Raw genomic sequence first — 26,266 nt, 5'->3', positions numbered from 1 at the left:
ATCGAAACCATGTTGCGCATAACGCGTGTCGTTGTGTCATGTGAGACATCTCGTCGTCTGGAGCCCGCATGAGGAGCATCACCGTCGTCGGAGCGTCACTGGCGGGCCTGAGCACGGTCCGCGCGCTGCGAGCAGAGGGCTATGACGGCGAGATCGTCGTCGTGGGGGAGGAGCGCCACACCCCCTACGACCGTCCTCCGCTGTCCAAGGACTTCCTCACGGGCGACATCGACGCCGACGCGCTCGCCCTCGGCGACGCCGACGAGTACGACGGCCTGGACGTGCACTGGCTGCTCGGCGAACGCGCGGTCCGTCTCGACCCCGTCGCCCGGACCGTCACCCTGACCGGAGGGCAGCAGGTCCGCACCCACGGCGTGGTCGTCGCCACCGGCGCGAGCCCCCGCACGCTCCCCGGATCCGACGCTCTCGCCGGTGTCCACACCCTGCGCACCCTGGACGACGCCCTCGCCCTGCGGGCCGAACTGCTGGACGGCCGGCCCAGGGTCGTCGTCATCGGCGCGGGCTTCATCGGCGCCGAAGTGGCCTCCACCGCCCACCGGCTCGGCCTGCACGTCACCGTCGTCGAGGCGGCCGACGTACCGCTGGAGCGCCAGCTCGGCCGTGAGATGGGCCTGCTCTGCTCCTCCCTGCACACCGATCACGGCGTCGGCCTGCTGTGCGGTACCGGCGTGGCCGAACTGCTCGGCGAGGACCGGGTCACCGGTGTCCGGCTGGCGGACGGGCGGGTGCTGCCCGCCGACGTGGTCGTGGCCGGCGTGGGCGTCCGGCCCAACACCGACTGGCTCGCCGGCTCCGGAGTCCTGGTGGACGACGGCGTGGTGTGCGACGCCGGCTGCGCGGCCACCGTCCCGGGCGTCGTCGCCGTCGGTGACGTGGCCCGCTGCCCCCACCCCTTCACCGGCCGCCACGCCCGCATCGAGCACTGGAGCAACGCCACCGAACAGGCCAGGACCGCCGCCCGGACCCTGCTGACCGGGGTGTCCGCCCCGGCCCCGCCCACCGCTCCGTACTTCTGGTCCGACCAGTACCGCACGCGCATCCAGCTCGCCGGGTACGTCGTCCCGGGCGCGACGCCCGTGATCGTCGAGGGCGACCTCGACAGCCGTACGTTCACGGCCGTCTACCGGCACCGGGGCGACCCCGTGGCCGTGCTCTCCCTCAACCAGCCGAAGTTCTTCAACCGGCTCCGCCGCACGCTCGTCCCCGCTGCCGCGGTCGCCGTGTCCTGAGCGTCGCGCTCGTGGGCCTCCCACTTGTGAGCCATCCACTTGTGGGCCTTCCACTTGTCCTCCCGCTCTCCCTCCTCCCTCCGGAACCCGCACAGGAGACCGCTGATGACCCTGCTCAACCAGTCCCTGCACGACCTCGACCCCGAGGTCGCCGCCGCCGTCGACGCCGAGCTGAACCGCCAGCAGTCCACCCTGGAGATGATCGCCTCGGAGAACTTCGCCCCGGTGGCGGTAATGGAGGCCCAGGGCACGGTCCTGACCAACAAGTACGCCGAGGGCTACCCCGGCCGCCGCTACTACGGCGGCTGCGAACACGTCGACGTCACCGAACAGATCGCCATCGACCGGGTCAAGGACCTCTTCGGCGCCGAGTACGCCAACGTCCAGCCGCACTCCGGCGCCTCCGCCAACCAGGCCGCCCTGTTCGCCCTGGCCCAGCCCGGCGACACCATTCTCGGCCTGGACCTCGCCCACGGCGGCCACCTCACCCACGGCATGCGCATCAACTTCTCCGGCAAGCAGTTCAAGGTCGTGCCCTACCACGTCGACGACTCAGGTCTGGTCGACATGGACGAGGTCGAGCGGCTCGCCAAGGAGCACCGCCCGAAGGTGATCATCGCGGGCTGGTCCGCCTACCCGCGTCAGCTGGACTTCGCCGCCTTCCGCCGGATCGCCGACGAGACCGGCGCGTTCCTGTGGGTCGACATGGCCCACTTCGCCGGGCTGGTCGCGGCCGGTCTGCACCCGAACCCGGTCGAGTACGCGGACGTGGTCACCTCCACCACCCACAAAACCCTCGGCGGCCCCCGCGGCGGCATCATCCTCGCCCGGAGCGCGGAGTTCGCGAAGAAGCTCAACTCGTCGGTGTTCCCGGGCTTCCAGGGCGGTCCGCTGGAGCACGTCATCGCGGCGAAAGCGGTCTCCTTCAAGGTCGCGGCGAGCGAGGAGTTCAAGGAGCGCCAGAGCCGCACCGTGGAGGGCGCCAAGATCCTCGCCGAGCGGCTGACGGCCCCCGATGCCCGTGAGGCCGGCGTCGACGTGCTGTCCGGCGGCACGGACGTGCACCTGATCCTGGTCGATCTGCGCAACTCCGCACTGGACGGGCAGCAGGCCGAGGACCGCCTCCACGAGGTCGGCATCACCGTCAACCGCAACGCGGTCCCCAACGACCCCCGGCCCCCGATGGTCACCTCCGGCCTGCGCATCGGCACGCCGGCCCTGGCCACCCGAGGCTTCACCGCCGAGGACTTCACCGAGGTCGCCGACGTCATCGCCGAGGCGCTGAGACCGTCGTACGACGCCGAAGCCCTCAAGGCCAGGGTCAAGGCCCTCGCCGACAAGCACCCGCTCTACCCCGGCCTGTAACCGACGACCTCCCGCAGGAGGCGTGCCGTCACCGACCGGCACGCCTCCTCCAACTCCACGGAGCGTGGCGTGGCAATCAGCGTCTTCGACCTGTTCTCCATCGGCATCGGCCCGTCCAGCTCGCACACCGTGGGCCCGATGCGGGCCGCCGGGATGTTCGTCAGGCGGCTGAAGCAGGACGGCGCGCTGGCCCAGACCGCCGCCGTACGCGCGGAGTTGTTCGGCTCCCTCGGCGCCACCGGCCACGGCCACGGCACCCCCAAGGCGGTGCTGCTCGGTCTGGAGGGCAACGAGCCGCACACGGTCGACGTCGCCCGGGCCGACCTGGACGTCGAGCGGATCCGCGCCACCGGGCGCATCCGTCTGCTCGGCGTGGAGATCGGCGCCGCCCACGAGGTCGCCTTCGACGCCTCGACCCAACTGATCCTGCACCGGCGGCGGTCACTGCCGTACCACGCCAACGGCATGATCCTCTTCGCGTACGACGCCGAGGGCGTCCCCCTGCTGGAGAAGACGTACTACTCCGTCGGCGGCGGCTTCGTGGTCGACGAGGAAGCCGCCGGCGCGGACCGCATCACACTCGACGACACCGTGCTGCCCCATCCGTTCAGCACGGGCGACGACCTGCTGCGGCTCGCCCGGGAGACCGGGCTGTCGATCTCCGCGCTGATGCTGGAGAACGAGCGGGCCTGGCGCACCGAGGCGGAGATCCGAGCGGGCCTGCTGGAGATCTGGCGTGTCATGGAGGCCTGCATCTTTCGGGGCCTGGGGCGCGAGGGCATCCTGCCCGGCGGTCTGAAGGTCCGTCGCCGGGCCGCGGCGGCCGCCCGCGCCCTGCGCAGCGAGGGCGACCCGCAGGCCCGCTCCATGGAGTGGATCACGCTGTACGCGATGGCGGTCAACGAGGAGAACGCCGCCGGCGGCCGGGTCGTCACGGCCCCGACGAACGGCGCGGCCGGCATCATCCCCGCCGTCCTGCGCTACTTCCTCGATTTCGTCCCGGGCGCCGACGACGACGGCATCGTCCGCTTTCTGCTCGCCGCCGGCGCCATCGGCCTGCTCTTCAAGGAGAACGCCTCCATCTCCGGCGCCGAGGTCGGCTGTCAGGGCGAAGTCGGATCCGCCTGCTCCATGGCCGCCGGGGGACTCGCCGAGGTCATGGGCGGCAGCCCCGAACAGGTCGAGAACGCCGCCGAGATCGGCATGGAACACAACCTCGGCCTCACCTGCGACCCCGTCGGCGGCCTCGTCCAGATCCCCTGCATCGAACGCAACGGCATGGCCGCGGTGAAGGCCGTCACCGCCGCGCGTATGGCCCTGCGCGGCGACGGCCGTCACCATGTCTCCCTCGACAAGGTCATCAAGACCATGAAGGAGACCGGCGCCGACATGAAGGTCAAGTACAAGGAGACCGCACGCGGCGGCCTCGCCGTCAACGTCATCGAGTGCTGAGCACCGCGGACCACCGGCTGCGGCCCCGACGACAGAACTGGGAGTGAGGCCATGGGCCGGGTCACCGAACGACGGCGCGTGCTGCGGATCAGGGACGGGGCGCCGAGCACCCGCCCCGACACGCTGGTGGTCGAGGAGCCGATGGAGATCCGCCTGGGCGGCAGACCCCTGGCCGTCACCATGCGCACCCCGGGCGACGACTTCGCCCTCGCCGCGGGATTCCTGGTGAGCGAGGGCGTCGTGAGCCGGGCCTCGGACGTGGCGAGCATCGTGTACTGCGCGGGCGCCACCCAGGACGGCGGCAACACCTACAACGTCGTCGACGTCCGCCTGGCCCCGGGCGTACAGCTGCCCGACATCACTCTGGAACGCAACGTGTACACCACGTCGTCGTGCGGCCTGTGCGGGAAGGCGAGCCTCGACGCCGTGCGGACCACGGCGCTGTGGCCCATCGCCGACACACCCCCGGTCCGGGTCACCCCCGGCCTGCTGGCCGGCCTGCCCGACCGACTGCGGGCCGCGCAACAGGTGTTCGACCGGACCGGCGGACTCCACGCGGCCGGGCTGTTCTCGCCCGAGGGAGACCTGCTGGACCTGCGGGAGGACATCGGCCGGCACAACGCCGTCGACAAAGTGGTCGGCCGCGCGCTGCGGTCCGGTGAACTCCCGCTGTCCCGAACCGTCCTGCTGGTCTCCGGACGCGCGTCCTTCGAACTCGCCCAGAAGGCCGTCATGGCGGGCATCCCCGTGCTCGCCGCCGTCTCCGCGCCGTCCTCCCTGGCGGTGGACCTGGCGACGGAGACCGGACTCACCCTCGTCGGCTTCCTGCGCGGCGGCTCCATGAACGTGTACGCGGGTGAGCACCGCATCGACCTGCGGGCCGGGGCCCGGGCCGCGTCCGGTGCGTGACCCCGCCTCGACGGGCGGCCGGCCGACGGCGCCGGGGCACCGGTCACGGGCCGCTCCACCGGGTCACGACGGCGACCGCGCCAGGGAGGAGTGTCCGGCTGCGGGGCCGCTCCGGCCGACACCGTCCGGGTGCCGTCCGGGTGTCGTCAGGCGTCCACCAGGCCGGGAAGGTGCTCGGCGAGATGCATGGCGTGCAGCCGCGCGAACTCGTCGTGTGTGCAGCGTCCGTAGGCGGGGTGGGGGGCATGCTCTGTGGTGTGGCCCGTGAACAGGGCCACCGCGTCCGTAAGGCCGGCCGCGGCCTCCGTCACCGGCAGTTCCGGGTCCAGGGGCGGCGCTCCGACGATCTCCGCGGCGAGCGAGTGCTTCATCGCGCCGCGGAGCAGGAAGACCCGTTTGGCCAGGGCGCCTGCCGTCGCCCGGAACAGGGCGGGCTTGAGCGCGGGGTAGCCGGTCACGGAGTAGCGGACGGTCTGGGCACAGTGCTGCAGCGTCTGGGACAGATTCCAGGGACTTCCCGGCGCCAGCAGCTCGCGCTCGGGGCGGCCGAGGTTCTGGTGCAGCCGTTCAGCGAGCCGGGCGAGATCGATCGGGGGCATGTCGCGAGCTTACAGTGATACAAAACGAAACTGTTTTGTTCCCGCGGGTCCGGCGACCGCCCGCGACCGCCCTCCCGGGACCACGTCTACGCCTTCCGCGCCAGTCCGGCGGCGATCAGGTGTTCCCAGACCGTGAGCTCTCGTCGTTCGCCGCCGCTCCACGGGTTGTCCGTCTCCTCGGGACGCCACAGGGACGCGGGGACGATCCCGGGGGCGAGGATCTCCAGGCCGTCCAGCAGGGAGGCGATTTCCGCGTCCGTGCGCCACCGGCCGCGGCCGAACGTCTTCTGGAGAACCTTCTCGGCCGCCGCGGTCTCCGGGTTGTTGCCGGAGCGGAAGTGGCTGATGAAGAAGTAGCTTCCGGAAGGGACGTTGTCGCGCCAGTAGCGGACGATGCCGGCCGGGTCCTCCTCATCGTTGACGTGGTGGAGGATGGCGCTGAGGATGACGGCGACGGGACGGGTGAAGTCGATGACTTCGAGGGTGTCGGGGTGAGTACGGATGCCTTCGGGGTCGCGCACATCGACCGCGACGACGCGGGTCCGGTCGTTGTTCTCCAGCAGGGCACGGCCGTGGACCAGCACTTGCAGGTCGGTGTCGACGTAGACGACCCGGGACTCGGGAGCGTGCCGCTGCGCGACCTGGTGGACGTTGTCCGCGGTGGGCAGGCCACTGCCCAGGTCGATGAACTGCCGAATGCCGGTGTTCTTCGCGATCTCCCGGACCGCCCGGGTCAGAGCCGCGCGGTTGGCGAAGGCGATGGCCACCGAACCGGGCAGGTCGCGCTTGAACACATCGCCGATCTCACGGTCCACGGCGTAGTTGTCCTTGCCGCCGAGCAGGTAGTCGTAGACACGGGCGATGCTGGGTTTGGTCGGGTCGATGGAGGAGCCTTCGTAGGTCATGTCGGCCATTCTTCCTCCAACACCGCCCGCGCACCCTCGTTTTGAGGCCCTCAGGCGGCTTGATCGTCGTCGCGGGGAGCGGAGCCGTGGGGCGACGGTGAAGCGCTCGGAGCGAGCGCCCCGCGCGTCGTGGACAGGGTGCATCGCCGCAGGGGAACCAGCAGCCAGGGCCTCGCGGCCGAGAGGACGCCCTGCCCGGCAGAGCCGTCGGGTCCGCCACGGTGCCCGGTCGGCCGCCCGGTGCGGCGAGCTTCGGCTGACCTGCGGGCGTCGGGCACTAGCCTGGCCGCCTGCCGACCGTCTTACAGCGTCGAAGGAGCCACCCGTATGGAGATCGTGTCCTCACGGAAGATCACCACGTTCCTGATGTTCGAGGGGAACGCCGAAGACGCGATGACCTTCTACATCTCACTGTTCGATGATGCCGAGGTGGTCAGCATGAGCCGCTACGGAGCCGCGGGTCCCGGCAAGGAGGGGAGCGTGGAACACGCGACGTTCTCGCTCGCCGGTGAGCAGTTCTTGTGCATCGACAGTCCCGTGAAGCACGATTTCACCTTCACGCCCGCGGTCTCGCTCTTCGTCCAGTGTCAGGACGAAGCCGAGTTGGACCGCCTCTTCGCGGCCCTGGCCGAGCAGGGCGCCGTGCTCATGCCGTTGGGAGACTATGGCTTCAGCCGCAAGTTCGGCTGGGTCAACGACCGGTTCGGCGTCTCCTGGCAGCTGAACCTGCCCGCGTGAGGAGTCGTCTCGAGCGGTCCCCGATGCGTCAGGGGGGCGATCGAGACGCCGAAGGCACGGCCGCCCCCTGTGTCGGCCCTTCGGTCCGGCTGAAGGAATATCGGTTGCCGAGTCCGTGCCATGGGTCGAACGATTCACCTTGTGACGACCGCAGGAGAGAAGCCCTTGCCCGGTGCCGCCAGGCCGGTCGCGTTGGTGACCGGAGTCGGCCGCTCCATCGGGATCGGCGCGGGTATCGCCCGCCGGTTGGCCAGGGCCGGCTGGAACATCGCCTTCACCTACTGGAGCCCGTACGACGCGCGAATGGCTTGGGGCGCCGAGGCCGAAGCCGCGGACACCATCGCCAGGTCCCTGGTGGAACAGGGCGCCGAGACGGCGGCCGTCGAGGCGGACCTCGCCGATCCGGATACCCCGGAGCGCGTCTTCGACGAGGCCCGGCGCCGCCTCGGCGACGTCACCGCCCTGGTGATGTGCCACTGCGAGTCGGTCGACTCCGGGCTGCTCGACACCACCTTGGAAAGCTTCGACCGCCACTTCGCGGTGAACGCACGCGCCACCTGGTTGCTGATCCGCGAGTACGGCCGTCGCTTCCAGGGAACTCGCGGAACCGGACGCGTGATCAGCCTCACCAGTGACCACACCGTCGGCAACCTGCCCTACGGAGCCAGCAAGGGTGCGCTGGACCGCATCACACTGGCCGCCGCCCATGAACTCGCCCCACTCGGGATCACCGCCAACGTGATCGACCCGGGGCCGGTGGACACCGGGTGGATGTCCGACGCCATCCGGGACGAGGTGGTGCGGCAGACGCCGCTGGGACGGCTCGGCAGCCCGCAGGACACGGCCCACCTCGTGGAGTTCCTGTGCTCACCGCAGGGGCAGTGGATCAACGGACAACTGCTGAAGAGCAACGGCGGCCTCGCCCGTTGACCGCCGGGCTCGGCCCACGTGCAGGGCGGCGGCCGGGCCGGACGCCGGCCGCTGTGCGGACAGCGGCCGGCTGGGCAGTCGAGTGCGTCCTTCCGCTCAGCGTCGGGCCTGTAGCAGGGCTGTCAGGTTCTCCACGCTGCGGCTGCCCTCTCGGCTTACGCCCCAGGGGATCAGGGCGGCGCGGGACGGCAGTCGCACGCCTCCGGTGAACGCCACCCGCGTGCCCGGGCCTTCGGGTGTCGCGGCCACGCCGATCAGCAGGAACCGGCTCTGCAGCCAGCACCAGCCCGGCCGCTGAACCCCGAGGAGGCGGGCGCGCATTCCGTATCTGCTGCGGGCGAGGGCCTCGACGCGCTCGCCCTGACGGCGAACGACGCACAGTCGCTCCATGTCGGTCACCACCTGCCCGAACCCGCCCTCGAGGTCGCCCAGCAGGGTCCAGACCTGCTCGAAGGGCGCGTCGACATGCGTCTCGGTCACGCGGGCGCCGCTGATGCCGGCGGCCAGGGCGTGCAGGCGGCGTACCGGGTCGAGGTCGGTGGTGGGCCAGAGCTCGTTCATGACGTCCACGCCTTCCGGAAGGTGTCGCGGGCCCGGTGCAGCCGAGACTTGACGGTGCCCGTGCGTACACCGAGCAAAGACGCGGCCGTGCGCTCGTCCAGGCCCTCCACGTCGCGCAGCGTCAGCACGGCGCGGTGTTCGGGGGAGAGCCGCTCCAGTACGTCCCTGATGTCGGCGCCGAGTTGGGGGTCGCCGCGGGCCGGGAGCGCGCTGAGATCGGCCGGTACGGTGCGTGCGGCGCGATGCGCGGTGCGGACCGCTTCGCGCACGGCGATGGCACGGACCCAGCCGTGCAGGGCGGCCGGGTTCTTCAGGGTGCGCAGTGACGTGAAGACCGCCACCAGGGTCTCCTGCGCCGCGTCCGCGCCCTGGTCCAGGGCGATGGGCGCGCAGATGCGGCCCACGTACGGCGCGAGGTGGTCCAGGAGTTCGGCCATGGCGAGGGTGTCGCCGCGCTGGGCGGCTCGCACGAGCTTGACCGTCTGCTCGTCGCGTCGCTCATCGGGCACAGGTCTCATCCTTTGCATCGCGCCACGCGCCAGGTGGCGACGGCCAGGATTGCGCACAGCGGGGTGTAGAGCGCGAGGTTGAGAAAGTAGAAGGGGGTGCCTGTCTCTTTGGCGAACAGCCAGTAGGTTCCCGCGAGGGCGCGCAGCGTAAGGCCCGCGGCCACGCCCAGGGTGCCCAGACGCAGGATCAGGTGGCGGGGGCGGCGTGAGTGGGCGAGCACGAAGGCGGAGGCAGTGAGGAGGAGGCCGGCGAGTGGGAGCAGGACCGGCGGTGTGAACGGTACGTCCGTGCCCAGAACCGCTTGGGCCAGGCTCCCGTCGTCGGCCGCGGGCCAGGTGGCGCCCGTCGTCCAGTACAGGTGGAGCAGGGCGTCCAGGGTGAGCACCGAGGCGACGAGCGCGGCGGCGCGGGTGGGGGCGAGAGCATCGGTCGGACGCGACATGGGTCCTCCTGCGGTGACTTCGGGAATCTGTCGCCCTTCAGAGCAGCCGTCCCTGCGAAACGTTCCCTCGCGGTAGGTAAAACTCTTCCGAGTCACCCGGGCCCACCCGGCCCGACCTACCCGCGTCCGCCCCGGGCGCCACAGCAGCTCGGGCGGGCGGCCGGCGTGCACGCAGTGGTGACCGCTGCGCGGGTGGCGGTGGCGGTGGCGCTCGCGCGGCGCTGGACGGCGCCGCGGTACGGCTTCGATCGAGGACCTGCTGCGCGGTGGTGGCGCGAGGTGAGCGTCGCCGGTCCAAACCCCGCACTGTGATGCCCAGTTCGCGGGTAAGGGAAACGAACCGTCCTTCTGGCACCGGGGGTTGGCCCCGACAGGACGCCACCACACCCCCTACCCGTAGTACTTCAGAGCTACAAGGACGGTTCACTCCCTGGCGGGACGCGGGTCGCAAGGCGCGAGCCGTAGCTTCGGTGCCGCAAGCACGACAGGCATCCGGCACGGAAGGAAGTACGTCTGCCATGGCGCTCCGTACCCGCAGAGGCCGTACCCGCAGAGGCCGTCTGCGCCGCGCCCTGTACGCCACCCTGGTCGCCGCCTCGGTGGCCGTGCCGGTATCGGGTGCGGCGAGCCCCGCGCAGGTCCCGGCGCCCGCACCGACGGTCACCGGACTGCCGGCGGCCGCCACTCCGGCCGCGCTCGCCGAGCGGTACGCCGCGTCGCGCCGTGACATCGGGGCGGCCGGGCGCATGGCCGCCGCCCACGGCGATCGCAAGCGGGCCGACGCCCTGCGCGTCATGGGGCGGCCGGCACGCCACTTCCTGTCCTTCGACGGCCGCGAGGGAGGCCGGACCGTCGAGGTCGTCGGAGACCTCGCCCGCGCCGAACGGATCGCCGTGGTGGTGCCGGGCGCCGGCGTGCTCGTCGACAACTACTGGCGCTTACTGGGCGGCGCGAGAGCGCTGCACAAGGAACTGGGCGACCGGTCCGCAGTCGTCGCCTGGCTCGGCTACGAAACGCCGTCCACGGTCAGCCTGGCGGCGGTGACCTCGGGGCGTGCCGACGGCGCCGCTCATGAACTGCGTCGGTTCCTCGATGAGTTGGAGATGCTCAAGCCCGCTGCCCGGACCTCCCTCGTCTGCCACTCCTACGGCACCGTCGTCTGCGCCCGCGCCGCCTCCACCCCGGGGCTCGCCGATGTCGTCCTGTACGGCAGCCCCGGCACCGGCTACGACAACGCCGCCGCGCTGAAGACCCGGGCCACCGTCTGGACGGGCCGCAGCTCCGGCGACTGGGTCGCCGATGTGCCGCACCTGAGGGTCCCGTTGCTCGTCACCGAGATCGGGTTCGGGACCGATCCGGTGTCGGAGGAGTTCGGCGCCAAGCGGTTCCCGGCGGGCGACGGCGGGCACAGCGACTACCTGAAGCCAGGCTCCGTACCGCTGAAGAACATCGCTCGGATCGTCTGCGGACAAGACCCTGAAGACCCGTCCGAAAGCACTTCGGGAGGCCGTCATGCGTGACTTCGTCCGGCGCGTCGAATCCTCGACTCCTCCCGACCGCGACCGCGCTGTCGACGCCCTGCGCGCGTTCGCCATCGTGGGCGTGGTCCTCGGCCACTGGCTTGTGACCGCCCTGATCGAGGACAGCGGCACCCTGCGGGGCGCCAGTCCGCTCACGTTCATGCCCTACCTCGCCCCCATCTCCTGGGTGTTCCAGACGCTCGCGGTGTTCTTCCTGGTGGGTGGAATGGTGGGGGCGAGGGGGTACGCCTGCGCTCAAGCGCGCGGCACGACATACCGGGAGTGGGTCGGCGCCCGCATGATCAGGCTGTTCCGGCCGGTCGCCGTCGTGCTGGCGGTGTGGGCCGTGGCGGCGGTCGCGATGCTCGCCGCCGGAGTGGACGAGAAGACGGTGCGCGCACTGTGCAAGCTCGTGTGGTCGCCGCTCTGGTTCCTGCTGGTGTTCGCGGCGCTCACGGCGATGACCCCGCTGGTGGCCAAGCTTCATCCGCTCTGGCCGCTCGCCGTCGTGCTGCACATCGACGTGATCCGGTTCGGGCTGGCGGGCCCGGCCTGGCTCTCCTCGGTCAACGTGGTGGCCGGCTGGCTGGTCCCGTACTGCCTCGGCGCGGCCTGGTCCCGGGGCGGTCTGCGCAGCCGCGCGACGCGCTGGTCGCTGCTGCTCGGCGGGGCCGTCACCGCCGCCGGGCTGATCCTGTGGGCCGGCTACCCCGCCTCCATGGTCGGCGTGCCCGGGACGGAGATCTCCAATCTCGACCCGCCCAACCTGGCGGCGGTCACGTTCGGCATCGCCCAGTGCGGTGCGGCCCTGCTGCTGCTCGGCCCGCTGCGGCGGGTGCTGGAGCGGCCCGCCGCCTGGGCAGCGGTGGCGGGCGTGAACCTCTGCGCCATGACCGTCTTCCTCTGGCACCAGACCGCGATGCTACTGGTGACGGCGATCGGCGCCCAGGCGGCCGAGGCGCTGCCGGGACTGCACACGGTGCCGGACGGCGGCGGCTGGGTGCTCGCGAGGCTTGCCTGGCTGCCCGCCTTCGCCGTGGCGCTGGCGGTCTGCGTCGCCGCGTTCCACACGTACGAACGAGGCCGGCCCGCAAAGACACGGCAGAGCGGCCGGATCGTTCGCGAGGGACGTCCGGACCCGGCGAAGCTCGCACGGCGTGCCCAGGGAGCATCGGGAGTCCGGCGCCCTTCGCCGGACACCCCCTGAGGAGAAACGACTTGAGGAGACACGCCCTACTGTGTCCCGCATGACGACGTCGGACAGGGCAGAGCGGTTCGCGGCGGGCCTGCGGGCGCTGCCGCGCGCACTGCAGGAGGACCTTTGGACGGGGACCGCCGAGCTGAGGCCCGCAGCCGGGGGTCCGCGTTGGCCGCGGGGACTCGCGGTGACCGTGGCGGTGCTGCTGGGCGCGGTCATCGTCGCGTCCAACGGCAACAAGTACGCCTGGGCCTACCAGTTGGGCGAACTCGGCTACGTGCTCGCCGTGGCCCAGGCGTCGGTGCTCGTCGTCGCGCTGTACCGCCCGATCCCCGCCTGGTGGGGGGCGACGATGATTCAGCTGGCGCTTCTGGTCGCGTGGTTCGAGCTGGCCGACACGGTCGGCGGCAGAAAGTTCCCTTGGACCGGCTCCGAACTCGTCCTCCAGGCATGGGTGCTGTTCCTCGTCGCGTTGCGGGCCCGTCCCAGAACCGCGGTCGAGTCGCTGGTGATCGGCGCGGTGCCGGGTCTGGCCTTCGCGTTCGCCACCGGCCACGGCGATCGAGCCCCCCTCGCCGCCGCGGTCCCCGTGATCGCCACGGTCGTCGGCGCCTCGCTGCGCGGCCGCCAGGTGGCCCGCTCCCAACTGGTCGAGATGGAGGAACTCACCGCCGAGGAGCGGGCCCGGCGCACGCTCCTGGAGGAGCGCAACCGGATCGCCCGCGAGCTGCACGACGTGGTCGCCCACCACATGTCGGTCATCTCCATCCAGGCGCAGGTCGCCCCGCACCTGGTCGAGAACCCCTCCGACGAGCTGAAGGAGAACCTGGCGAGCATCCGGGAGAACGCCAAGGAGGCGCTGACCGAACTGCGTCAGGTGCTCGGCGTACTGCGCTCCGAGCACCCCGTACCGGAGAACGAGCGGCACGCCCCGCAGCCCACCCTCGACCGGCTGGACGAGCTCGTCGGCAACGTGCGCGGCGCCGGTCTCACCGTCACCACGCACACCACGGGCGAGCGGGCCCGCCTGACCTCGAGCATCGAGCTCTCGGCATTCCGTATCATCCAGGAGGCACTGAGCAACGCGATGCGGCACGCGCCGGGAGCGGAGGTACGCGTGGAGATCGACCACCGGCCGACCGCCGTCACGATCAGGGTCGCCAACACCGCACCGGACCGGCACACCCCGCCCTCGCCGGGCGCCGGTCACGGTCTGCTGGGCATGCGCGAGCGCACCGCGATGCTGGGCGGCACGCTCGCTTTCGGCGCCACCCCCGACGGGGGGTACGAAGTGATCGCGGAGCTGCCCACGAAGCTCCCCGCTCAACAGGCCGACCTTGTGGAGGACACCGCATGACGACCATCCGCGTGCTGATCGCCGACGACCAGATGATGGTCCGCCAGGGATTCACGGTGCTGCTCAACGCCGAACCCGGCATCGAAGTCGTCGGCCAAGCCGTGGACGGTAACGACGCGGTGACCAAGGTCGCCGAACTGGACCCCGACGTCGTCCTGATGGACATCCGGATGCCCGGCCTCGGCGGCATCGAGGCGACGCGCCGCATCACGGCGCCGCCGGCAGCCACCACCAAGGTCCTCGTCCTGACCACGTTCGACCTCGACGAGTACGTGTACGAGGCGCTGCGCGCCGGCGCGTCCGGATTCCTGCTGAAGGACGCGTCCGCCACGGAACTCGCCCACGCCGTACGGGTGGTGGGGGCGGGCGAGGCCCTGCTCGCGCCGAACATCACCAAGCGCCTCATCGCCGAGTTCTCCCGGGTGACCGACTCTCCGCACACCCCGCTCAAGGGCCGTAACGGCAATCTGACCGAGCGTGAGACGGAGGTCCTGTCACTGATCGCGCAGGGCCTGGCGAACGGGGAGATAGCGCAGCGGCTGGTGGTGGCGGAGCAGACCGTCAAGACGCATGTCAGCCGGATCCTGGTCAAGCTGAACCTGCGCGACCGGACGCAGGCCGCGATCCACGCGTACGAGACTGGCCTGGTGCGTCCGGCCGGCTACTGACGCCGCGGCCGGACGCCCCTCAGACGCTGCCGAGGACCACGACCGCGTTGTGACCGCCGAAGCCGAAGGAGTTGCTGACGGCGAGGGATACGGGGGCGTGCCGGGACGTGCCGTGGACGATGTCGATCCCGGCGATGTCCGCGCCGGGCGCACCGAAGTTGGCGGTGGGCGGGATCACTCCCTGCTCGATCGACAGGGCGGTGAACGCGGCCTCGACGGCCCCCGCGGCACCGAGCATGTGCCCGGTCACCCCCTTGGTCGAGGTCACCGCGGTGTCCCGGCCGAAGACGTCCTCGATCAGGCCCGCTTCGACCGCGTCGCCCTGGGGCGTGCTGGTCGCGTGGGCGTTGACGAGTTCGACGTCGCCGGCGCCGACCCGCGCGTCTTCGAGCGCCAGCCGCAGGGCGAGCCGTGCACCGCGCCCGTCGGGATCGGGCGAGGTGAGATGGTAGGCGTCCGACGAGGCGCCGTGCCCCAGGAGTCGCGCGTAGGGACGCCGGCCGCGGGCCCGCGCGTCGTCCGCGCGCTCCAGGACGAGCACGGCGGCGCCCTCGCCCAGCACGAAGCCGTCACGGTGCTCGTCGAACGGCCGGGACGCGCCGGAGGGGTCCTCGACCCGCCGGGACAGCGCCTTGAGCCGGTCGAAGGCGGTGGACACGAGGGGCGTCACGGCGGCTTCGGTCCCGCCGGCCAGCACCACGTCGCAGCGGCCCGCGCGCAGCAGGTCCAGGGCGAGGCCCAGGGCGGTCGTACCGGCCGCGCAGGCGGTGGAGAGGGCGAGCGAGGGACCGTGCAGACCGAGGTCCATGGCGACGGAGCCCGCGGCGATGTTGCCGATGGCCTTGGGGACGGTCAGCGGGTTGACGGCACGCTGGCCCCGCTCGCCCAGCCGCCGCCCCTGCTCCTCCCAGGTCCGCTGTCCGCCGACCGCGGTGCCCAGGGCCACCCCGACCCGCGCCGGGTCCCAGTCGCCGTCGCCCGGAGCCGCGTCGGCGACCGCCTCGCGGGCCGCGGCGACGGCGTACTGTGTGAAGGGATCCATACGACGGGCCTCGGTGCCCAGCACCGCGTCCGGATCGAACCCGGTCACGGGGCAGCTGAAATCGACCGCCAAGCCCGCGAGCCGGGGATCGGCCGCGGCCGCGGGCAGCCCGGCGCAGGTGGCCTTCCACGCCGTCGTGGTGTCGGCCCCGGCCGGGGTGACCATGCCGATCCCGGTGATGACGACGTCCGGGCGCCGGTATCCGTAGCCGGTCATGCGGGGACGACCGCCCCCTGGGCCTCCAGCAGCTCGACCAGTTCGGCCACCGTGGTCGTGGGGGCGAGGTTCTCCTCCTCGACGGTGACGCCGAGGTCGTCCTCCAGCTGGGCGCCCAGCTCCGCAAGGGACAGCGAATCGATCTCCAGATCCTGGAACGACATCGTGGGCTCGATGACTCCGGGGACCTTGTAGACCGTGCCGAGGATGGTGGCGAGGTAGTCGGCGATCATCAGGGTTTTCTTCCTCTCACTCAGATCTCTGAACTCACGGCGGAGAGCCGCGGCCAGGTCAGTGCGGTCGATGCCCAGGTCAGTCCGCCGCCGAAGGCGGTCAGCACGGTCCGGGCACCCTCCTGGAGCTGATGTGTGCGCAGCGCCTCGGCGAGCGCCAGCGGGATGGAGGCGGCCGCCGTGTTGCCGACGCGGCCCAGCGCGCACACCGCTCGCTCCGGCGGCACGCCGAGCCGCTCCGCCATCGCCTGGATGATGCGCGCATTCGCCTGGTGCGGTACGAGGGCGTCGACGCCCGACGGGCTCCAGGCACAGTCCTTCATCACCCGCAGAGCCGAGGCCGTCATCTGCTCGACCGCCCGCAGGTACACCTTCCGGCCGGCCATCGAGAACCAGCGCGGACCGTCGCTCTGCTCGCGCGGGCCCGGGATGTGGATCAGGTCCTTGCCGGACCCGTCGCTGCCGAGGTCGAAGGCGAGCAGCGCGCCCCGCTCCTGCGACGAGCCGCGCCGCAGCACCACGGCGCCCGCGCCGTCACCGAAGATCACGGCGGTGCTGCGGTCCGACGGGTCGACGACGCGGGTGTAGGTCTCGGCCGCCACGACCAGGACGCTGTCCACGATTCCGGCCGTGATCATGCTCGCGGCCGTCGTCACGGCGTAGAGGAACCCCGTGCAGACGGCGGACAGGTCGAACGCGGGAACCGGGCCGAGCCCGAGGCGCAGGGCGATCTCCGGGGCGGCGGCCGGGCAGGGACGGTCCGGTGTCGTGGTGGCGAGGATCAGACCGCCGACATCCCGCAGTCCGGCCGAACGCAGCGCGTTGGCCCCGGCCTCGCAGGCGAGATCCCGCATGGAGACGTCGGGCGCCGCCCGGCGTCGTGCCGCGATTCCGGTGCGCGTCCGGATCCACTCGGCACTGGTGTCCAGCCGGGCCGCCAGCCAGGCGTTGTCGAACTCCTCGGTCGGCAGGCAGGTACCGAGTCCGGCTACCACCGCTGCTGGTGCAGGCATCTGACTGGCTCCCCGTCCGACTACGCGGCACGCGGCGTCAGACGGACCTGAAGACGCTCCGGACCGTTGACGACTATGGAATCGAGCAGTTTCGGTTCACCGTCGAGCTCAATGTCGACGGATTTCCTGAGCAGTTCACCGTAGAGAAGTCTGAGTTCCACTCGGGCGAGCATGCTCCCGACGCAGAAATGCTCACCGAAACCCAGTGTCAGATGCCGATTCGGCTGTCGGCGCACATCGAAAAGGTCGGGATTCTCGAATACCGTCTCGTCGCGGTTGGCCGACGGGAGCCAGAATACGACACGGTCGCCGGCCGCAATTTTCTTCCCGTGGATCTCGGTCGGCCGTACCGCGGTGCGCATGATATGCGTCGCGGTGGACGTCCAGCGGAGAACCTCTTCGACGGCGGACGGCAGCAGGTCTGGCTCTTCGACAAGAATGCGCCACTGGTCGGGATGCCGGAGGAATGTCAGCATGCCGCTGGATGCTGCTATGCGGGTGTTCTCGGTACCGCCGACAAGCAGGTTGTCGCAATTGAGGATGACGTCCTCGGAGCTGAGGCGTTCACCCTTGATGCTGGCTGTCGCCAGCACGCTCACCAGGTCGTCGGCGGGGTTCGCCGCCTTCTCGGCCTGGAGCTTCTCGAAGTACCCGAGGATGTCCAGGTGGGCGAACCTGCGGGTGAGCGGGTCGCCGGCCGCGAAGGCCTGGCTGGTCAGGTTGTACAAGTGCTGCCAGTCGGACTCCGGCACGCCCATCATCTTGCAGATCACGTACAGCGGGATCCGGGCGGCGACCTCGGCGACGAAGTCGCAGCTCCCGCGCTCCAGGGCCTCATCGACGACGCGCTGGGCGATGGCCTTCATCTCCGCCTCGAGAGCCCGCACGGACCGGACCGCGAACCACTCGTCGACCAGCCCCCGGAGCTGTCGGTGCCGGGGCGCGTCGGTGAGGGCGAGGGTGCGCCCGCCACCCGGGTCGGCCCCGTGGTCGGCGGGCCGCAGCAGGATGCCCTGGGCCGAGCTGAAGGTTTCGGCGTCGCGGTACGCCGCACGGATGTCCTCGTACCTGGTCAGGGACCAGAAGCCGGGGAGCTCGGCGGCCGGCGGGTGCCAGTGGACCGGCGAGTTGGCACGCAGCCATCGCCATTGCGCAAACGGGTCGCCATGTGAATAAAGTCCGGGATCGACCAGGTTGATATCTGGCGCCGTTTCGGTCGGCTCACTGTGCATGCGATGCCTCGCAAGGGTCTTCTAGGCGGTTTTCAACGTGACATGGTCATTCATGCACCGTCAAGGTCCCGAGTGCCTGCGTACAGGGCGTTCAACTGCGGCGATGGAACAGTTGAACGCCCTGGTGGCGGCATGGGTGAATGGGCTGCGCTGGGCGGTGATGCGGCATGCCCCGATGGTGGCGGCCTGTGCTGTTCCAGTCGATTGTCAGACGATTGGAGTGTGCGCAAATGGCTATACCCGAGGACGGCTTCCGGGAACTCATGGCCGGCCAGCTCGCCATTTGGTACGCCCAGCAACTCGCACCCGACAATCGAGGCTTCAACACCGCCGAGTTCCTGGAGATCCACGGCCCTGTCGATCCGGACCTGCTGGTGCGGGCGGCGCGCCGAAGGCTGGACGAGGCAGAGAGCCTCCGTTTGCGTTTCCGCTTGATCGACGGAATTCCGCAGCAGTACGTTCACGACTCGCGTGACTATCCCGTCCACGTCATCGACCTCAGCGGCGAGCCCGACCCGCGCGCGGCCGCTGCGGAGTGGATGCGCACCGAGCTGGACCAGCCGGTGGATCTCCTCGGTGGACCGTTGTCCTCCACGGCCGTCATCAAGGTCGGAAACGACCTGTTCTTCTGGTATCAGCGTGGACACCATCTCGCCCTCGACGGACACGGCGGCTGGACCCTCGCCGGCCGGGGCGCCGAGATCTACACCGCACTCGCGGAAGGCCGTTCACCCGGGGACGGGGCGTTGGGCCCGCTGTCGGTGCTGGAGGACGCGGATCGCGCCTACCGGGCCTCCGCCGCCTTCGAACAGGACGGGCAGTACTGGCACGGCGTCCTGTCGGACCTGCCGGGGACGGACGGGGCCGAGGCCCACCGCGCCCTGCGGGCCCAGCACGCACCGGTACGGCACACGAGCGACGTCGCCGCCGAGGACGAAGCGGCCCTGAGCGCGGCCGCACACCAGCTCAGGACCCTCCCCTCCTGGTTGCTGATCGCCGCCGCGGCCGTGTACGAACACCGCACCACCGGGAAGCGGGACGTGGTCATAGGCCTCCCGGTGCGCGGCCGGTCGGGAATACGGGAGTCCGGCATTCCCGGTATGACCGCCAACACACTGCCCCTCCGTCTGACGATCGAGAACGACACGTCGGTCGAGGACATCGTGCGGCAGACGTCCCGGGCCGTCCGCAACGGCCTGCGGCACCAGCGGTACCGGTACGAGGACATGCTCCGCGATCTGAAGATCGCCGACAGCAATCCCTGCCGCCTCCACATCAACGTCCTCTCCGCCGACCAGGAGTTGCGATTCGGCGATCTCACCGCCACGGGCCACACCCTTTCCAGCGGACCCGTCGACGGCGTTCGGATCGACGTCTACGACCGCGCCGGTATGCGGCTGTGCGTGGCCGCCGATCCCGGCCTCCATGATCTGGCGTCCGCGGGCGAAGTGTCGCGACGCTTCCTCAACATCGTGCGATGGCTCACGGCGGCAGCACCCACCGAACTCGTCGGCCGGGCCGACCTCATGGGCGAGGCCGAACGGCAGCGCGTGCTGAGCGACTTCAACAGCACCGGCGCCGAGGTGCCCCGGGCGACTCTCCCGGAGCTGTTCGAGGCGCAGGCGGCGAGGACGCCGGACGCGGTGGCGGTGGTGGCCGAGGGCGTCGAGGTGTCGTACGCGGAGCTGGACGGGCGGGCGAACCGGATCGCGCGGCTGCTGACCGGGCGCGGCCTGGGGCCGGAGTCCGTGGTCGGCGTATGCCTGCGGCGAGGCGCCGATCTCGTGGCCGCACTGCTGGGTGCGGCGAAGGCGGGAGCCGCGTACCTGCCGATCGACCCGGAGTACCCGGCGGAGCGTATCGCCTACATGCTGGCCGACGCCGACGTGCGGTGCGTGCTGACCGAAAGGGGACTCCTCGACGGGCCGGCCGGGCTCCGGGGCGCGGCCGGTGCGACGCTCGTGGCGGTCGACGACCCGGAGGTGGCCGCGGAGGCGGCGGCGCTCGACGGCGGGCCGCTGAGCCCGGACGAGCGTACGGGCGAGCTGCTGCCGGAGCACCCCGCGTACGTGATCTACACATCGGGTTCGACGGGCCGGCCCAAGGGCGTCGTCGTCGAGCACCGGGCGCTGGTGAACTTCCTGGCCGCGATGGAGCGGCGTCTCGCGCTGGGCGCGGACGACCGGCTGGTCGCGGTCACCACGGTCGGGTTCGACATCGCGGGCCTGGAGCTGTACCTCCCGCTGCTGCACGGTGCGCGGACGGTGCTCGCCGCGCGGGACGTGGTGCGCGATCCACGCGCGCTGCGCGAGCTGCTGGTGTCGGCTGGAGCGACGGTCGTGCAGGCGACACCGAGCCTGTGGCAGGCGCTGGTCTCCGAGGACGACGCCGACGCCGGTGACATGCCGGCCGGGCTGCGGGCGCTGGTCGGCGGCGAGGCCCTGCCAGGCGAGCTGGCGCGCACCCTGATGGGCCGGGCGGCGTCCGTGACGAACCTGTACGGCCCGACCGAGACCACGATCTGGTCGACCGCCAAGACCGTGACGGAGGTGGGCGGCGGAGTCTCCTCGATCGGCGGCCCGATCGCCAACACCCAGGTCTACGTGCTCGACGCCGCGCTGTCCCCCGTGGTCGCGGGGGTGGCGGGAGAGCTGTACATCGCCGGTGCCGGCCTGGCCCGCGGATACCTGGGACGGCCGGGTCTGTCGGCGGAGCGGTTCGTGGCCTGCCCGTTCGGTGCGGCGGGTGAGCGCATGTACCGCACCGGTGACCTCGTCCGATGGGACGCCGTGGGACAACTGGAGTACCTGGGGCGGGTCGACGACCAGGTGAAGGTGCGCGGCTTCCGCATCGAGCTGGGGGAGATCGAGGCCGTCCTGGCGGCCCACCCGTCGGTGACCCGGGCCGTGGTGGTCGCCCGTGAGGACGTCCCCGGCGACAAGCGCCTCGTGGCCTACGCGGTGCCCTCGGACCACGACCCGGCTCTGCCGGCGACGCTGAGCGCCTTCGCCGCCGAGCGGCTGCCGGCGTACATGGTTCCCTCGGCGGTGGTCCTCCTCACGACGCTGCCCCTGACGCCGAACGGGAAGGTCGATCGCAAGGCCCTGCCCGCACCCGACTACGGGACCGGGGCGGCGGCGGGCGGCCGTGGTCCGGCATCGCCGCGGGAAGAGATCCTCTGCGCCGCGTTCGCCGAGGTGCTCGGGCTGCCCGCGGTCGGCGTGGACGACGACTTCTTCCGCCTGGGCGGGCACTCGCTGCTCGCGACCAGGCTGCTGAGCCGGATCCGGGCCGCGCTGGGGGTGGAAGTGCCGCTGGGGGTGGTGTTCGACACGCCGACCGTGGCCGGACTGGCGGCCCGGCTCGCCGAGTCGGACGTGGCCCGCCCGGCCCTGACCGCGGGAGAGCGTCCCGAGCGGCTGCCGCTGTCGTTCGCGCAGCGCCGGCTGTGGGTCATCGACCGGCTAGAAGGGCCAGGCACCACGTACACCATCCCGGTCGTGATCCGTCTGTCGGGCGCCGTGGACCGTGCGGCGCTGGGCGCGGCGCTGCGGGATGTGATCGGACGGCACGAGGTGCTGCGGACGGTGTTCGCGACGGCGGAAGGGGAGCCGTACCAGCGGATCGTGGACCCTGCCGACCTGGCGTGGGAGCTCCAGGTGGCCGAGGTGGCACCGGCCGGACTGGACGACGCGGTGGCCGCAGCGACGTCCCACACGTTCGACCTGTCGTCACAGGCGCCGATCCGGGCGTGGCTGTTCGAGACCGGCCCGGACGACCAGGTGCTCGTCCTGCTGATCCACCACATCGCGGGTGACGGCTGGTCGATGGGACCGCTCGCCGGGGATCTCTCGGCGGCGTACGCGGCACGGCGTGAAGGGCGGGCTCCGCAGTGGGAGCCGCTGCCGGTGCAGTACGCGGACTACGCACTGTGGCAGCGGGAGCTGCTGGGCGACGGGCAGGACCCGGAGAGCGTCCTGTCCCGCCAAGTGGCCCACTGGCGGGAGGCCCTGGCCGGGGAGCCGGAGGAACTGGAGCTGCCGTTCGACCACCCCCGCCCGGCCCTGGCCTCCCACCGTGGGCACGAGGTGCCGCTGACCGTGCCGGCGCGGGTGCACGCACGCGTGGTGGAGGTGGCGCGGGCCGAGGGCGTCACCACGTTCATGGTGCTCCAGGCCGCCCTCGCCGTGCTGCTGTCCCGCCTCGGGGCGGGCTCGGACATACCGATGGGCGTCGCTGTCGCGGGCCGCACCGACGAAGCCGTGGACGGCCTGGTCGGGTTCTTCGTCAACAGCCTGGTGCTGCGCACCGATCTGTCGGGCGACCCGACCTTCCGGGAGGTGCTGGCGAGGGTACGGGACAACGGGCTCACGGCGTTCGCGCACCAGGACGTGCCGTTCGAGCGTCTGGTGGAGGAGCTGTCCCCGGCCCGTTCGATGGCACGCCATCCCCTGTTCCAGGTGATGCTCACGCTTCAGAACAACGCCGAGGCCGCCCTCGACCTGCCCGGCCTCCAGGCCGAAGTGCTGTCGACCCGCTCGACGACGGCCAAGTTCGACGTCGACGTGAGCGTCGAGGAGCAGTTCGGTACGGAAGGGGAGCCGACGGGGCTGCGGGGTTCGGTCATCGCGGCGGCGGACCTCTTCGAGGCCGGTTCGGCCGAGCGGCTCGCCCAGCGTCTGGTACGGGTGCTCGCGCTGCTGACGGACGGCCCACAGCTGCGGCTGAGCGCGGTCGACGTGCTCGACGACGACGAACGCCACCGGGTGCTCTCGCAGTGGCAGACCGTGGCGGCCGAGGTGCCGCCGACGACGCTGCCCGCGCTGTTCGAGGCGCAGGCGGCCCGGACCCCGGACGCGGTGGCGGTGGTGGCCGAGGGCGTCGAGGTGTCGTACGCCGAGCTGGACGCGCGGGCGAACCGTCTCGCCCGGCTGCTGATCGGCCGGGGCGTGGGGCCGGAGTCCCTGGTCGGCGTGTGCATGGAGCGCGGCGTCGACCTGGTGGCGGCGCTGCTCGGCGTGCTGAAGGCCGGCGGCGCCTATCTGCCGGTCGATCCCGCCTATCCCGCCGGGCGCATCACCTACCTGCTCGATGACGCGGCTCCGGCGCTGGTCGTGACGACCACCGAGCTGGGCGCGCTCCTGCCACGGGACGCGGAGTGGATCGCCGTCGACGCCCCGGAGACGGCCGGCGCCCTGTCGGAGCAGGACGGGACCGCACTGACGCGAGACGAGCGGCGGGAGCCGCGGCCGGACCACCCGGCGTATGTGATCTACACCTCGGGATCGACCGGGCGGCCCAAGGGCGTGGCGGTGACCCACCGCAACGTCACGCGTCTGCTGGCCCAGACACGAGGGCTGTTCGCGTTCGGGCCCAACGACGCGTGGAGCTGGTTCCACTCGTTCGCCTTCGACTTCTCGGTGTGGGAGCTGTGGGGCGCGTTGCTGCACGGCGGGCGGGTCGTCGTCGTGTCGTACGCGGTGTCCCGGTCGCCGGAGGAGTTCCTCGCGCTGCTGGAGCGCGAGCGGGTCACGATGCTGAGCCAGACCCCGTCCGCGTTCTACCAGCTGATGGCGGCGCAGGAGCGGCGGCCCGGGGCGGTCGCCGGTCTGCGCGCGGTCGTGTTCGGCGGTGAGGCGCTGGATCCCGCCCGGCTGGCGGGCTGGTGGGCGCGCCACGGGGACGGCGGGCCGCGGCTGGTCAACATGTACGGCATCACCGAGACCACGGTGCACGTCACCTTCCAAGAGCTCCACGCCGACAGCGCCGCCGCGGGCAGTGTGATCGGCCGCGGCCTCCCGGGACTGAGCGTGTTCGTGCTGGACGAGTACCTGGCGCCGGTGCCGGTGGGCGTGCCGGGTGAGCTGTACGTGGCCGGGGGCCAGCTGGCGCGCGGCTACCTGGGCCGGCCGGGACTGACGGCGGAGCGGTTCGTGGCCTGCCCGTTCGCGCCGGGTGAGCGGATGTACCGGACCGGGGACCGGGCCCGGTGGACGGCGGACGGGCAGCTGGTGTTCGCCGGACGGACCGACGACCAGGTGAAGATCCGCGGCTTCAGGATCGAGCCGGGCGAGGTGCAGTCCGTACTGGCCGCCCACCCTCGCGTCGGGCAGGTCGAGGTGATCGCCCGCGAGGACACCCCCGGGGATCTGCGACTCGTGGCCTATGCGGTGCCGGACGAGGCGGACGCGGCCGACGAGGCGCTGTCGGCCTCGGTACGGCGGTTCGCGGCGGAGCGGCTCCCCGCGCACATGGTGCCCTCGGCGGTCGTGATGCTGGACGCGCTGCCGCTGACGGTGAACGGCAAGCTCGACCGCAAGGCCCTGCCCGCGCCGGAGCACACGGCGGGCGCGGGCCGCGGCCCGGCCACCGTACGGGAGGAGATCCTGTGTGCCGCGTTCGCCGAGGTCCTCGGTCTGGACAGCGTCGGGGTCGACGACGACTTCTTCGCCCTGGGCGGCCACTCCCTGCTGGCGATCCGGCTGGTGGAGAGAGTGCGGACGCAGGGTGTGTCGGTGTCGGTGCGGGTGTTGTTCGACTCCCCGACGGTGGCCCGCCTGGCGTCGTCGACGGGCGCCGACCGGGTGGCGGTGCCGGAGAATCTCATCCCCGCGGGCGCGACCGAGATCACCCCTCGGATGCTGCCGCTGGTGGCCCTGACCGCCGAGGAGATCGAGCGGGTCGTCGCGGGTGTCGACGGTGGTGCGGCGAACGTGGCGGACGTGTATCCGCCGGCGCCGCTCCAGGAGGGCCTGCTGTTCCACCACATGCTGGCCGACGGAGGCGAGGACGCCTACGTACTGAGGTCGGTGCTGGAGTTCGACGCGCGGGCACGGCTGGACGCCTTCCTGGACGCGCTCCAGCGCGTGGTCGACCGGCACGACATCTTCCGCACCTCGTTCGTCTGGGAGGGCGTGCCCGAGCCGGTGCAGGTGGTGTGGCGGCAGGCCGTCCTGCCGGTCGAGGAGGTGGTGCTCGACCCGACGAGCGCGGACCCGGTGACCGAGCTGATGGCGGCCGGCGGAATGTCCATGGACCTCGGCCGGGCACCGCTGATCAACGTGCATGTGGCGGCCCGGCCGGACGGCCGGTGGCTGGGACTGGTGAGGGTGCACCACCTGGTGCAGGACCACACGACGCTGGAGATCCTGCTCCACGAGTTGGAGGAGTTCCTCGCCGGGCGGGACGGAGAGCTGCCGAAGCCCTTGCCGTTCCGCGACTTCGTGGTCCAGTCGCGCGGCGGAACGGAAACGTCGGAGCACGAGCGGTATTTCGCGGAGCTCGTCGGCGACGTCGAGGAACCGACGGCACCGTACGGGGTGCTCGACGCACGCGGCGACGGCTCGGACATGGTGCAGGACGCACAGTTGCTCCCACCGGAGCTGGAGGGACGTCTGCGGGACGTCGCGCGCCGTCTGGGGACCGGCGTGGCGACGGTGCTGCACGTGGCGTGGGCACGCGTACTCGCGGCGGTCGGCGGCGGCGACGACGTGGTGTTCGGGACCGTGCTCTTCGGCCGGATGAACGCGGGGGCCGGCGCGGACCAGGTTTCCGGCCCGTTCCTGAACACCCTGCCGGTACGCGCCCGGACCGGCGAGCTCGGTGTGCTGGCGGCGGTGGCGGCGATGCGCGGACAGCTCGCCGATCTGCTGGAGCACGAGCACGCCCCGTTGTCGCTGGCGCAGCAGGCCGGCGGGACGACCGTCGACACGCCGCTGTTCACCTCCTACCTCAACTATCGCCACAACACCGGCCAGGGCGTTGGCTGGGCGGTGGAGGGGATCCGGCTGCTGCTGTCGAGCGAGCGCACCAACTACCCCTTGGCGGTCCTCGTCGACGACAACGCGGACAGCATCTCGCTGGCGGTCCGCGCGGTGGCCCCCATCGACCCGCATGCCGTGGGCGTGCTGGTGCGCACCGCGGTGGAACGCCTGACGGACCTGCTGGAGCAGGCGCTGGACGGCGCGCCGGAGGCGCCGCTGAGCTCGGTGGACGTCCTCGAAGCGGGTGAGCTCCACCGTGTGCTGACCGAGTGGAACGACACGACGACACCGCTCCCCGCCCCTCCGGTCCGTGAACTGTTCGAGGACCGGGCGGCCCGCACACCCGACGCGACGGCGATCGTC

The 26,266-nt window shown here is 71.6% G+C and carries 20 protein-coding genes (1 of these 20 only partly in view); 11 read left to right on the top strand and 9 right to left on the bottom strand.

What is annotated here, in order from left to right; translation table 11 throughout:
• Positions 1 to 68 precede the first annotated feature (68 nt).
• The 4 genes from QA802_RS00810 (at position 69) to fdhD (ending at position 4,976) form a co-directional block, all read left to right on the top strand.
• Positions 69 to 1,250, top strand: coding sequence for an NAD(P)/FAD-dependent oxidoreductase (locus QA802_RS00810; RefSeq protein ID WP_334517354.1), 1,182 nt, complete (start codon positions 69 to 71; stop codon positions 1,248 to 1,250).
• 105 nt (positions 1,251 to 1,355) lie between these two features.
• Positions 1,356 to 2,615 (top strand): serine hydroxymethyltransferase, encoded by a 1,260-nt coding sequence (glyA, locus tag QA802_RS00805; protein ID WP_334517352.1) that lies wholly within the window; start codon positions 1,356 to 1,358, stop codon positions 2,613 to 2,615.
• Positions 2,616 to 2,684: 69 nt separating this feature from the next.
• Positions 2,685 to 4,067, top strand: a complete 1,383-nt coding sequence (locus QA802_RS00800; RefSeq protein WP_334517350.1) for an L-serine ammonia-lyase — start codon at positions 2,685 to 2,687, stop codon at positions 4,065 to 4,067.
• Between the two features lie 51 nt (positions 4,068 to 4,118).
• Entirely contained in the window at positions 4,119 to 4,976 is an 858-nt protein-coding gene (gene fdhD / locus QA802_RS00795) for a formate dehydrogenase accessory sulfurtransferase FdhD (RefSeq protein WP_334517348.1), read from the top strand.
• A gap of 146 nt (positions 4,977 to 5,122) precedes the next feature.
• Here fdhD and QA802_RS00790 read toward each other — a convergent pair whose 3' ends face one another.
• Positions 5,123 to 5,575, bottom strand: a complete 453-nt coding sequence (locus tag QA802_RS00790) for a DUF1569 domain-containing protein (RefSeq protein ID WP_334517347.1) — start codon at positions 5,573 to 5,575, stop codon at positions 5,123 to 5,125.
• An 86-nt stretch (positions 5,576 to 5,661) separates the two neighbouring features.
• The gene (locus QA802_RS00785) at positions 5,662 to 6,489 is read right to left on the bottom strand and encodes an SAM-dependent methyltransferase (RefSeq protein ID WP_334517346.1); all 828 of its coding nucleotides are present in this window, start codon (positions 6,487 to 6,489) and stop codon (positions 5,662 to 5,664) included.
• 318 nt (positions 6,490 to 6,807) lie between these two features.
• Here QA802_RS00785 and QA802_RS00780 point away from each other — a divergent pair, with 318 nt between their 5' ends.
• Together QA802_RS00780 and QA802_RS00775 are read left to right on the top strand one after the other, a co-directional pair.
• Positions 6,808 to 7,218, top strand: coding sequence for a VOC family protein (locus tag QA802_RS00780; RefSeq protein ID WP_334517345.1), 411 nt, complete (start codon positions 6,808 to 6,810; stop codon positions 7,216 to 7,218).
• Positions 7,219 to 7,338: 120 nt separating this feature from the next.
• Positions 7,339 to 8,148: an SDR family oxidoreductase gene (locus QA802_RS00775; protein WP_334517343.1), complete on the top strand. Its 810-nt coding sequence runs from the start codon at positions 7,339 to 7,341 to the stop codon at positions 8,146 to 8,148.
• A gap of 96 nt (positions 8,149 to 8,244) precedes the next feature.
• Here QA802_RS00775 and QA802_RS00770 read toward each other — a convergent pair whose 3' ends face one another.
• The 3 genes from QA802_RS00770 to QA802_RS00760 are packed head-to-tail and all read right to left on the bottom strand — an operon-like array spanning position 8,245 to position 9,661.
• Complete coding sequence (locus QA802_RS00770; protein WP_334517341.1) at positions 8,245 to 8,709, bottom strand: hypothetical protein; 465 nt, start codon at positions 8,707 to 8,709, stop codon at positions 8,245 to 8,247.
• Positions 8,706 to 9,227, bottom strand: a complete 522-nt coding sequence (locus tag QA802_RS00765) for an RNA polymerase sigma factor (protein ID WP_334517339.1) — start codon at positions 9,225 to 9,227, stop codon at positions 8,706 to 8,708. Before QA802_RS00765 ends, QA802_RS00770 begins: the two co-directional genes overlap by 4 nt.
• Positions 9,224 to 9,661: a DUF3995 domain-containing protein gene (locus QA802_RS00760; protein WP_334517337.1), complete on the bottom strand. Its 438-nt coding sequence runs from the start codon at positions 9,659 to 9,661 to the stop codon at positions 9,224 to 9,226. Before QA802_RS00760 ends, QA802_RS00765 begins: the two co-directional genes overlap by 4 nt.
• A gap of 518 nt (positions 9,662 to 10,179) precedes the next feature.
• Between QA802_RS00760 and QA802_RS00755 the strand changes: the two genes are divergently transcribed.
• Genes QA802_RS00755 through QA802_RS00740 form a run of 4 tightly spaced genes read left to right on the top strand, consistent with a single transcriptional unit; the run spans position 10,180 to position 14,404 of the window.
• Positions 10,180 to 11,181: an alpha/beta hydrolase gene (locus QA802_RS00755; RefSeq protein ID WP_334517335.1), complete on the top strand. Its 1,002-nt coding sequence runs from the start codon at positions 10,180 to 10,182 to the stop codon at positions 11,179 to 11,181.
• On the top strand, positions 11,174 to 12,388 hold the full coding sequence (locus tag QA802_RS00750) for an acyltransferase family protein (protein ID WP_334517333.1): 1,215 nt from the start codon (positions 11,174 to 11,176) through the stop codon (positions 12,386 to 12,388). Before QA802_RS00755 ends, QA802_RS00750 begins: the two co-directional genes overlap by 8 nt.
• Before the next feature lie 40 nt (positions 12,389 to 12,428).
• Positions 12,429 to 13,736, top strand: a complete 1,308-nt coding sequence (locus tag QA802_RS00745) for a sensor histidine kinase (protein ID WP_334517331.1) — start codon at positions 12,429 to 12,431, stop codon at positions 13,734 to 13,736.
• Positions 13,733 to 14,404 carry a response regulator gene (locus QA802_RS00740; RefSeq protein WP_334517329.1) on the top strand — a complete coding sequence of 224 codons (672 nt, stop codon included), beginning with the start codon at positions 13,733 to 13,735 and terminating at the stop codon, positions 14,402 to 14,404. The genes QA802_RS00745 and QA802_RS00740 overlap by 4 nt, the downstream gene beginning before the upstream one ends.
• 19 nt (positions 14,405 to 14,423) lie before the next feature.
• Here QA802_RS00740 and QA802_RS00735 read toward each other — a convergent pair whose 3' ends face one another.
• Genes QA802_RS00735 through QA802_RS00720 form a run of 4 tightly spaced genes read right to left on the bottom strand, consistent with a single transcriptional unit; the run spans position 14,424 to position 18,140 of the window.
• On the bottom strand, positions 14,424 to 15,662 hold the full coding sequence (locus QA802_RS00735; protein ID WP_319168238.1) for a beta-ketoacyl-[acyl-carrier-protein] synthase family protein: 1,239 nt from the start codon (positions 15,660 to 15,662) through the stop codon (positions 14,424 to 14,426).
• A complete protein-coding gene (locus tag QA802_RS00730; RefSeq protein WP_319168237.1) occupies positions 15,659 to 15,895 on the bottom strand; it encodes an acyl carrier protein in 237 nt (78 codons plus the stop codon). The genes QA802_RS00735 and QA802_RS00730 overlap by 4 nt, the downstream gene beginning before the upstream one ends.
• A gap of 20 nt (positions 15,896 to 15,915) precedes the next feature.
• Positions 15,916 to 16,908 carry a beta-ketoacyl-ACP synthase III gene (locus QA802_RS00725; RefSeq protein ID WP_334517327.1) on the bottom strand — a complete coding sequence of 331 codons (993 nt, stop codon included), beginning with the start codon at positions 16,906 to 16,908 and terminating at the stop codon, positions 15,916 to 15,918.
• Between the two features lie 20 nt (positions 16,909 to 16,928).
• Positions 16,929 to 18,140, bottom strand: coding sequence for a cytochrome P450 (locus QA802_RS00720; RefSeq protein ID WP_334517325.1), 1,212 nt, complete (start codon positions 18,138 to 18,140; stop codon positions 16,929 to 16,931).
• Between the two features lie 230 nt (positions 18,141 to 18,370).
• Here QA802_RS00720 and QA802_RS00715 point away from each other — a divergent pair, with 230 nt between their 5' ends.
• On the top strand, positions 18,371 to 26,266 hold the start of the coding sequence (locus QA802_RS00715) for a non-ribosomal peptide synthetase (RefSeq protein WP_334517323.1). It continues 11,496 nt past the right edge of the window; only the first 7,896 of its 19,392 coding nucleotides appear in the window; the start codon lies at positions 18,371 to 18,373; its stop codon lies off the right edge, out of view.

Origin of the sequence: Streptomyces sp. B21-105, from assembly GCF_036898465.1 — a bacterium.
Lineage (GTDB): Bacteria > Actinomycetota > Actinomycetes > Streptomycetales > Streptomycetaceae > Streptomyces.
The sequence above is the reverse complement of the archived record's forward strand: the minus strand, read 5'-3'. Positions and strand labels throughout refer to the sequence as shown.